General features: G+C 69.0%; 7 protein-coding genes and 1 pseudogene. 5 read left to right on the top strand and 3 right to left on the bottom strand.

The window, feature by feature from the left end; translation table 11 throughout:
* Positions 1–40 precede the first annotated feature (40 nt).
* A pseudogene (locus J7E68_RS19650) lies at positions 41–100 on the top strand (hypothetical protein); the annotation flags it as partial.
* Between the two features lie 115 nt (positions 101–215).
* Positions 216–845 carry an ECF transporter S component gene (locus tag J7E68_RS07045; RefSeq protein WP_215171170.1) on the top strand — a complete coding sequence of 210 codons (630 nt, stop codon included), beginning with the start codon at positions 216–218 and terminating at the stop codon, positions 843–845.
* A gap of 433 nt (positions 846–1278) precedes the next feature.
* On the opposite strand, the gene J7E68_RS07040 is transcribed toward J7E68_RS07045, so the two are convergent.
* Entirely contained in the window at positions 1279–2442 is a 1164-nt protein-coding gene (locus J7E68_RS07040) for an acyl-CoA dehydrogenase family protein (protein ID WP_215171168.1), read from the bottom strand.
* Between the two features lie 163 nt (positions 2443–2605).
* Positions 2606–3541 (bottom strand): M15 family metallopeptidase, encoded by a 936-nt coding sequence (locus tag J7E68_RS07035; RefSeq protein ID WP_215171166.1) that lies wholly within the window; start codon positions 3539–3541, stop codon positions 2606–2608.
* An 83-nt stretch (positions 3542–3624) separates the two neighbouring features.
* Here J7E68_RS07035 and J7E68_RS07030 point away from each other — a divergent pair, with 83 nt between their 5' ends.
* Positions 3625–4686 (top strand): Rv2578c family radical SAM protein, encoded by a 1062-nt coding sequence (locus J7E68_RS07030; protein ID WP_215171164.1) that lies wholly within the window; start codon positions 3625–3627, stop codon positions 4684–4686.
* A 66-nt stretch (positions 4687–4752) separates the two neighbouring features.
* Positions 4753–5292, top strand: coding sequence for a YaeQ family protein (locus J7E68_RS07025; RefSeq protein WP_215171162.1), 540 nt, complete (start codon positions 4753–4755; stop codon positions 5290–5292).
* 323 nt (positions 5293–5615) lie between these two features.
* On the opposite strand, the gene J7E68_RS07020 is transcribed toward J7E68_RS07025, so the two are convergent.
* Positions 5616–7928, bottom strand: a complete 2313-nt coding sequence (locus tag J7E68_RS07020) for a DEAD/DEAH box helicase (RefSeq protein ID WP_215171159.1) — start codon at positions 7926–7928, stop codon at positions 5616–5618.
* Positions 7929–8220: 292 nt separating this feature from the next.
* Between J7E68_RS07020 and J7E68_RS07015 the strand changes: the two genes are divergently transcribed.
* A partial coding sequence (locus tag J7E68_RS07015) for a galactose mutarotase (protein WP_215171157.1) occupies positions 8221–8975 on the top strand: 755 nt, incomplete at its 3' end.

Below are 8975 nucleotides of genomic sequence, written 5' to 3'. Positions count from 1 at the left end.
TCCTGGTGCGTTCGCGCTCGGACGACTCCGCGACCTCACGCTGCCCGAGTCGCCGTTCCCCGCCTATGCGGCCGGAGAGCAGTCACTCGCCTCCGGCGCCCGCCAGCTTCTCGTCGGCGAGCGCGGTGTCGACAAGAACTCCGTCAGCTTCTGCGGCTACCGCAAGACCGGCGCCTCGCGAAGACCGCGCGCGACGCGGCAGCGGGGCCCCGGGCATGAGCGGGGCGGATGCCGTCGGCCCGAACCCGTACGCGGAGCCTGCCCGCGGGGCAGAGAATCGACCCCGCACCGGCGCCGGGCGCTCGCGATTCCGGTTTCCGACCGCGATCCTCCTGACCTGCGCCGCGCTCGGCGTCGCCGGCGGCATCCTGCTGGCTCCCGCGAACTGGATCTCGACGTTCCTCTTCCTCGGCCTCCCGTTCGTCAGCGTCGCCCTCGCCGGGCTCTGGCTGCTGCCCTCGGTGATCGCGCTGCGTCTGCTGCGGCGCCCGCTCGTCGGGCTGCTGGTCGGCCTGCTCGCCGGGCTCGTGATCGTGCCGTTCTCGGGCTACGGATTCTCGAGCGTCGCCACCAACCTCTGGTGGGCGGCGTTCACCGAGCTGCCGTTCCTGTTCGTGCTGTGGCGGTACTGGGGAACCTGGCTGCACTATCTCGGCGCCGCGATCGTCGGCATCGTCTATCCGATCCTCGCCTGGACGTCATTCAACCTCGGCAGCTTCGACCTCGGCCTGCAGATCACCTTCTTCGCGATCACGCTCGCAAGCTGCCTCGGCGGCACGGCGCTGGGCATCCTCATCGCCGACCGGCTGCGTCGCGCGGGAGTCGGGACTCGCCTGCCGCGCTGAGCCCCGCGCCTCACCTCCCCCGCGCCTCACCTCCCCCGACCTCATCTCCCCCCGACCTCACCCCCGCCCCGCACCCTGCTTCGCGGGCACAACGTCGGATGCCGGTGGCGGCACGCCGTGCTGCGGCATCCGTCCCCGGCGCGGCGCGCCACGATCTCCGAAGCCGTGCCCGCGAAAGGAACCGCTCTCTCGAGCCGCGAGCGCAAGGGTCCCCGCTCTCAGAGCGAGAGGTGCAGGCGGAGGGCATCATCGATCGCGCCGACGAGCTCGGACGGACCCCCGCCGATCGGCCAGCCGATGCGAGTGACGGCGATGGTGCGCACCTGCTCGGCCTGAGCCTTCGAATCAGGTTCGAGGCCCGTCGCCTCGGCTCCTGCTACCGCACACGAAGGCCCCGGATGCCGGCATCCGGGGCCTTCGTGTCAGATGTACGTCAGCGCTTGCCGGCGATCTGACGGCCGACGATCTCGCGCATGATCTCGTTCGTACCGCCGTAGATGCGGTGCACGCGCGCATCGAGGAACGCCCGCGCGATGGGGTATTCGGTGATGTAGCCGTATCCGCCGTGCAGCTGCACTCCGGTGTCGAGCACCTCCCACTCGCGCTCCGTGGCCCAGAACTTGACCTTCGCGGCCTCCTCGGCTGAGAGCTTGCCCTCTTTGTAGGCGAGCAGCGCGCGGTCGATGTAGGCCCAGAGCGCGTCGACGGTGGTCGCCATGTCGGCGATCTTGAATCGCGTGTTCTGGAAGTCGATGATCCGCTCGCCGAACGCCTCGCGGTCCTTTGTGTACGCGACGGTCCAGTCGAGGGCGGCCTGAGCTGCCGCGGCGCCTGCGACACCGATCGAGAGTCGCTCGAGAGGCAGGTTCATCATGAGCTGGATGAAGCCCATGCCCTCTTTGCCCCCGATGAGGTTCTCCTCCGGAACGAACACGTCGCTGAACGACAGCTCGGCGGTGTCATGACCCTGGAAGCCCATCTTGTGCAGCTTCTTGCCGTGATCGAAGCCCTCCATGCCGTTCTCGATCAGCACGAGGCTGAAGGCGTCGGGACGATTGCCCTCGCCGGTCTTGACGAAGGTGACGACGAGGTCGGCGGTCGCTCCCGACGAGATGAACGTCTTGGCGCCGTTGACGATGTAGCCGCCCTCGGTCTTCTTCGCCGTGGTCTTGATGCCGCGCAGATCGGAGCCGGCCCCCGGCTCGGTCATCGCGAGTGCGCCGACGACCTCACCCGTCGCCATGCGGGGAAGCCACTTCTCTTTCTGCGCCTGCGTGCCCATGTGCACGAGGTAGGGCACGGCGAGGTCGTCCTGGATGCCGAAGGCACCGGCGAGCGATCCTGCTCCGGCGGCGATGACCTCTTCGTTCACGACCGCGCGGAAGCGGTAGTCCTGCAGCATGCCCGCGCCGCCGAACTCCTCGGGCACCGAGAGGCCGATGATTCCCGCTTCACCGGCGGCGAGCATGGTCGCGCGGTCGACTTCGCCGTCGGCATCCCACTTCTCGATCGTCTCGTGCGTGACGTGGCGCTTGACGAAGTCCTTGACGAGGTCGCGGAATGCCTCGTGATCCTCTTCGTAGATGTCGCGTTCCATTGCGTCCTCCTGAACGTCGGTGCGTCGTTGCTCCGGCGATTCTATGCCGGGCCACCGACACGGCGACAGCTCGTTGTGAGAATGCATCCCACAATCGGTGACACTCGGTACCGCCGTTGTCGGATGCCACCATCAGGGGCGTCCGGGCCGGATCGCGGCCTGTTCAGTGCGCGTAATCGGGCGCAGCTGGGAGGCCGAAGAACTGCTCGAGCGTGTGATAGCCGCCCTGGTGATAGGCGGCCGCGAGCTCACGGCCGATGTACCGCAGATGCCAGGGCTCGGGCTTGTATCCGGTGATCCCCGACCCGACCTGCTCGTAGCGCACGATGAAGCCGTACTCCCAGGCGTTCGCCGCGACCCACTCGCCCTGCGCGGTGCCGCCGAACGACTCGATGTCGCCGCACGACGACTCGCAGGCGACGAGATCGAGGGCGAGACCCGTCTGGTGCTCGCTGTGTCCCGCCCGCGCCGACGAGGCATCCGCTCCGGCCTGCCCGCTGTCTCGCACGTGCGAATCGTGCGTCGCCACCTGCAGCTCGTACGAGCGATAGCCGTTGTTGGCGCCAATGCGCCCCGCCCCCTCTGCGTCGGCGGCCTCGGCGAGCTCTCCCACGGCGGATGAGACGTCTGACCGCGCCTGCCCCGACTCGGTCGTCGTCTGCAGCGGGATGTCGGCGAGCGACTGCGGATCGAACGCGAGCGGCGCGAGCGGACGCGCCTTGTTCACCACCACCCAGACGTGGGCAGGGTCGTCGAGCGCGATGCAGGGTGCGTTCCCGGCGACAACCGCTGCCCGGAAGCTCTCGCCCCCGCCGAAGCCGGCGATGATCGCCGCGTCGTCGGCGACGGAGATCGCCGCCTGCACACCGGGCTCTGCGCAGGGGTCGGCAGCGGTCGTGGCTCCCACCTCGACGGCGGGCACCTCTCGCACGACCGACGGCTGCGGCATCGAGAGCTCGCTCCGCACCGACGATGCCTCCCATGCGCCGGCCAGCGACATCAGGATGCCGACGGCGGCCACGGCGAGACCGATGGGCAGTGCGGGTCCGCGAATCGGGGAGCGCGCCGCCGCATGCTGAGGCTGCGGCGGGAAGTGCATGACTCCATTGTCTCTTAACCGGTTTAGAACAAATGTCGCACGTCGAGTTGACCTTCACTCGTTCTTATGTTCGAATATCTGACATGCGGTGGCAAGGTCAGAAACTCGGCGACGTCGATGCCGCCGCCCTGCCCGGTCTCGAAGATCGATCGAACGTCCTGCGCACTGTGACGACCCCGGCTTTCGCAGGGATGACGTTCCACGAGGTGCTGTGGAGTTCGGCGCTCAGTCACGTTCCCGGCGCCTCTCGCATGCCGTTCGCGTGGACGATCAACCCCTATCGCGGGTGCAGTCATGCCTGTGTGTACTGCTTCGCCCGAGGCACGCACGAGTATCTCGACCTCGACGGCGGTTCGGATTTCGACTCGCAGATCGTCGTCAAGGTCAATGTGGTCGAGGTGCTGCAGAAAGAGCTTCGGCGTGGCAGCGTGGAACACGAGACGGTTGCCCTCGGCACCAACACGGATCCGTACCAGCGCGCCGAAGGCAGGTACACGCTGATGCCCGGCATCATCGACGCGCTCGCCACGTCCGGCACGCCGATGTCGATACTCACCAAGGGAACTCTGATCAGGCGAGACATCCCCCTGCTGGCGAGGGCCGCGCAGCGGGTGCCCGTCGACATCCAGATGTCCATCGCGATGTACGACGACGATCTGCAGAAGGCGATCGAGCCCGGCACCCCGACCACCCAGGCGAGGCTCGACACCGTGCGCGCACTGCGGGATTCGGGCTTCCGCGTCACCGTGTTCCTGATGCCGATCATGCCGCACATGACCGACTCGGTCGAGGCGATCGACACCGCCCTGCGCCGGATCAAAGAGGCAGGAGCGACACGCGTCATCTACGGCGCACTGCACCTGCGGGCCGGGGTGAAGCCCTGGTTCATGCAGTGGCTCGGCGAGTTCCGACCAGACCTGGTCTCGTCGTATCGAGGGCTGTATCCGGGCGTCTCCGCCGAGGCGCCGAAGGGGTACCGGCAGTGGCTCGCGAAGCGGGCGCGGCCCTTGATCCGAATGCACGGTCTCGACGGCACGCACGAAGACGACTACCCGGTGCGCGGCATCCGGGCGTCCGCGCCGCATGGGCGCCCGGCTCCCGCGTTCGCGCCATCGCCGACGCCCGCGCAGCCGATGCTGTTCTGACGGCTCTGACGCGCTGACGCGCTGACGGTCGAGCGGCTCGGGCAAGGGCGCGTAGGCTCGAGCGTTATGGCTACCGGCTCCACGATGCACACGTTCGACGTCCAGTTGGCCGACATGGATCGTGGTGTGTACGACGACTTCTCGCTGCGCGTGGCGCGGCATCCGTCCGAGACCGACGCCTACATGCTGACCCGCGTGCTCGCCTACGGCCTCGAGTTCACCGAGGGCATCACGTTCGGCGGCGGCATCTCGCAGACCGATGAACCGGCCGTGCTCGTGCGCGACCTCACCGGCCAGACCACCGCCTGGATCGAGGTCGGCGCCCCCGACGCCGAGCGACTGCACTACGGCAGCCGCCTCGCCGAACGCACCGTCGTGTACACGCACCGCGACCCGCTGAAGGTCATGGCGCCGTGGGCCGACAAGCGCATCCATCGCTCCGAAGACATCCGGGTCTTCAGCTTCGACCGCGGGTTCATCGACTCCGCCGCCCCGCTCATCGCGCGGCGCAACACCATGACCCTCACCGTGACCGAGCAGGTTCTCTATCTCGACCTCAACGGCACGACGCTGACCACGGCGATCCACGAGCACCAGCTCGGCTGACGCGCCCTCGGGCGGAGAACTCCTGTCGGGAGGATGCTTCCCGACAGTTCGCCCTCCCCACGAGGAGTTCTCCTCCCGAGAGGACGTCACCGCAACCGATCTCACCCTGTACCGCGAAACCCGCACCGCACGCTCGGAAGGAGATCACGCGCTCCGAAGGAGCAATCCGACGCATCAGTCCTTCGGAGTGAGAGATCTCCTTCGCTGGACGCGCACCCGACCGCACCCGACGCACCCCGCACCCCTGTACCGCACGTCGGCCGCGGCGACGACGAAGGCCCCGCCCCCGCTGATGCGGGAACGAGGCCTTCGAACGTGACGGATCAGGCCGTGAGGTCTGCCGCGGTCGGCACGCGACCGGCGATCTCCTCGATCAGGTCGTCGTTCAGACGGGCGTTCTCGAACGGGGCGTCGATCTCGGCGCGCTCCAGCAGCTCCGTCATGCGGCGCTGGCGCTGACGCGTGATCAGCGTGACGACGCGACCCGAACGACCCGCACGGCCGGTGCGACCCGAACGGTGCAGGTACGTCTTGTACTCGTCAGGGGCGTCGGCCTGGACGACCAGGTCGATGTCGTCGACGTGGATGCCGCGAGCGGCGACATCGGTCGCGACGAGCACGTTCACTCGGCCCGAGGTCAGACGCTCGAGGTTGCGCGTGCGCTTGGCCTGGTTGAGGTCGCCGTGCAGCGACACAGCCGGGATACCGGCGTCGTCGAACTGCTCGGCGAGCATGTCGGCGTAGGCACGGGTGCGCGCGAAGACGAGGGTCTTTCCGTCGCGGTCGACGAGCGAGGTGAGGATGTCGGCCTTGTCGCGGTGCTCGATCACGAGCACACGGTGCTCGATGGTGCTCGAGTCCTGGTCTTCGCCGGCGACCTCGTAGACGGCCGGGTCGACGAGGAACTCGTCGACGAGAGCCGCGACCTCACGGTCGAGGGTCGCCGAGAAGAGGAGCTTCTGGCTGCCGTCGGCCGTGTGACGCAGGATGCGCTGCACGGGCTCGACGAATCCGAGCTCGCACATGTGGTCGGCCTCGTCGAGCACCGCGATGCGGCAGTCCGAGAGGTCGAGCTTGCCCTGGTTGATGAGGTCTTCGACACGACCGGGCGTACCGATGACGATGTCGACGCCCTTCTTCAGTGCACCCACCTGGCGGCCCTGCGGCACACCGCCGTAGATCTGCGTCGTGAAGAGGCCGACGCTGCGGGCGATCGGCTGGATCGTGCGGTCGATCTGCAGCGCGAGCTCGCGGGTCGGAGCGAGGATGATCGCGCGGGGCGACCGACCGAACTCACGACGCTTGCCTGCCTGCGACTGCAGCACGCGCTCGACGAGCGGTGCGCCGAAGGCGATGGTCTTGCCCGAGCCGGTGCGGCCACGGGCGAGCACGTCGCGACCGGCGAGCACAGCGGGGATGCTGGCCGCCTGGATCGGGAACGGCGTCGCCGCGCCCATGCCGACGAGGGTCTCGACGATGTTCGATCCGAGACCCAGATCGCCGAAGGTCACACCGTCGACCTCGACTGCTGCGACGGACTTGGCCTCGAGGCGCTCGTGCACGACGTCATCCGTCTGCTCGAACTTCTTGGCGGGTGCTGCCGTGGCGTTCCAGTCGTTACGGCTGGGTCGCTCGTTGCGCGACGGCCGCCCGCGGGTGTCCGACGTCAACGGGCGGGGACGCTCGGTGCGGTACGCGCCACCGGTCGAGGGACGCGAACGCTCGTCGCGGCCGCCCTCGATCGAACGCTGAGTGCGGTCACGATCGAACGCACGACGCGCCCGGTCGGCGTCGTAGGAGCGCCCGGGGCGCTCGGCGCCGCCACGGTCATCACGACGCGGGCCTGCGCCACGGTCGTCACGACGAGGACGGTCGTCACGGTCGAAGCGCGGACGCTCGGATGCGGCACGGTCGAAGCGCGGACGCTCGGTGCGGTCGCCCGAACGGGCAGGACGGTCGTCGCGGTTGAAGCGCTGGCCACCGCGGTCGTCACGGAAGCCACCGGAGCGCTGGCCACCGCGGTCGTCACGGAAGCCACCGGAGCGCTGGTCACGGCCCGGGCGTCCGCCATCGCGGTGATCGTTGTCGCGGAAGCCCTGGCGCTGCGTCCCCGCGCGGTCGTCACGGCGCGGACGCTCGTCGCGCTGGCCGCCTCGCTCATCGCGGTACGTGCCGGGACCGGTCGGGCGCTGGCCGCCGCGGTCATCACGACGCGGACGATCGAAGCCCGTGGAGGAGCGGTCGTTGTAGCGCGGACGGTCGTCGCGATTGTGCGGTGCCTCACGGCGACCCGACTCAGCGCGGTTGCGGATGCCCCGCGACTCGTCGCGGCCCGCACGCTCCTGAGCGCTCCAGCGCTGCTTGGGGGCGCCGCCCTCTTCCGCCGGGCGGTAGCCGCGGTGGCCGGCACTGCGGCTGCCGGGGCGACGGTCGAAACCGGCGGTCGGGGTGCGACGCTCACCGGCATCCGCGCGTCCGCCGCGAGCATCGCGGGAATCACGCGTGTCGCGAGCACCGTCGCGACCGGCGTCACGGCCGCCGGCGTGGCGGTCGTGGAACGAGGTCTTGCTCGCGCCGTAACGCGGCTCGAAGTTGGCCGAGGGGCGTCCGCCGCGGGGCTTCTTGTTCTTGGGCATGGGGGTGTCCTTCTGAGTTCTCGCACGAGAACGGCGCCGCGCACACGCGCGAACACCCTGCGCCGGATCGGATGCGATCGGGCGGGGTTCCGGACTGTCAGCGGCCGGGGCCATTCATGTGATGGTTGATTAGCGTCGAGCGACGCTCACCATCGGCCCCTGGACTCACACTTCTTACACAAAAACGTCTGCGCCATGCGCAGGTGTCCGAAGCCGACCCGACAAGTGTAGCGGTCGCACCTGAAAGAGTCCTCAGTCCCCTCACGGATGCGGCTCGCCATACGATGGCGGGGTGAACTCCGCATCCCCCACCGGCACCCAGGTGCACCTTCAGCTCGGCGCCGTCAGCGCTCAGGTCGCGCAGGTCGGCGCATCGCTCCGCTCGCTCCGCATCGGCTCGGTCGATCTCATCGCGCCCTATCCTCTCGACTCGCCGACCCCGTCGTGCTCGGGCGTCGTGCTCGCGCCCTGGCCCAACCGCGTGCGCGACGGGCGCTGGAGCGACGAGGGCACTGAGCGGCAGCTCGCGATCACCGAGCCCAAGTTCGCCAACGCCAGCCATGGACTGCTGCGGTTCACCGCGTACAACATCGAAGAGACGGCGTCGGCGACCACGCTGAGCGCCACGATCGTGCCCCAGACCGGCTACCCGTACCTGATCGAGACGAGCGTCACATACGTGCTGCGTGCCGACGGCATCGATGTGACGCACGCGCTGACCAACCGCTCGGCGACCGCCGCGCCCGTCGCCCTGGGAACGCATCCGTTCCTCACGATCAGCGACGTCGACCCGAGCGACCTCGTGCTGCGCGTGCCGGCGCAGACCGCTTTCGACACCGACGAGCGGATGCTCCCCACCGGCACCCACCCGGCCGATGCCGCGCTGCGCGACGGCGTGGGCGTGGGGGATGTGAGCCTCGACACGGGCTTCGCCGACCTCGAGCGCGATGCCGACGGACTCGTACGGCACTCGCTGACCGCCCCCGACGGCCGTCGCCTCACCCTCTGGCAGGGCGCGGGCTTCGACTACGTGCAGGTCTACACGAC

The sequence above is a fragment of the Microbacterium sp. ISL-103 genome (genome assembly GCF_018613995.1).
Taxonomy (GTDB): Bacteria; Actinomycetota; Actinomycetes; order Actinomycetales; family Microbacteriaceae; genus Microbacterium.
The sequence above is the reverse complement of the archived record's forward strand: the minus strand, read 5'-3'. Positions and strand labels throughout refer to the sequence as shown.

What these genes read in the sequence shown, in the direction of transcription:
- J7E68_RS07020 (WP_215171159.1), bottom strand. Translation starts at nt 7,928, where the DNA reads ATGCCCAAGAACAAGAAGCCCCGCGGCGGACGCCCCTCGGCCAACTTC.
- J7E68_RS07040 (WP_215171168.1), bottom strand. Translation starts at nt 2,442, where the DNA reads ATGGAACGCGACATCTACGAAGAGGATCACGAGGCATTCCGCGACCTC.
- J7E68_RS07030 (WP_215171164.1), top strand. Translation starts at nt 3,625, where the DNA reads ATGCGGTGGCAAGGTCAGAAACTCGGCGACGTCGATGCCGCCGCCCTG.
- J7E68_RS07045 (WP_215171170.1), top strand. Translation starts at nt 216, where the DNA reads ATGAGCGGGGCGGATGCCGTCGGCCCGAACCCGTACGCGGAGCCTGCC.
- J7E68_RS07035 (WP_215171166.1), bottom strand. Translation starts at nt 3,541, where the DNA reads ATGCACTTCCCGCCGCAGCCTCAGCATGCGGCGGCGCGCTCCCCGATT.
- J7E68_RS07025 (WP_215171162.1), top strand. Translation starts at nt 4,753, where the DNA reads ATGGCTACCGGCTCCACGATGCACACGTTCGACGTCCAGTTGGCCGAC.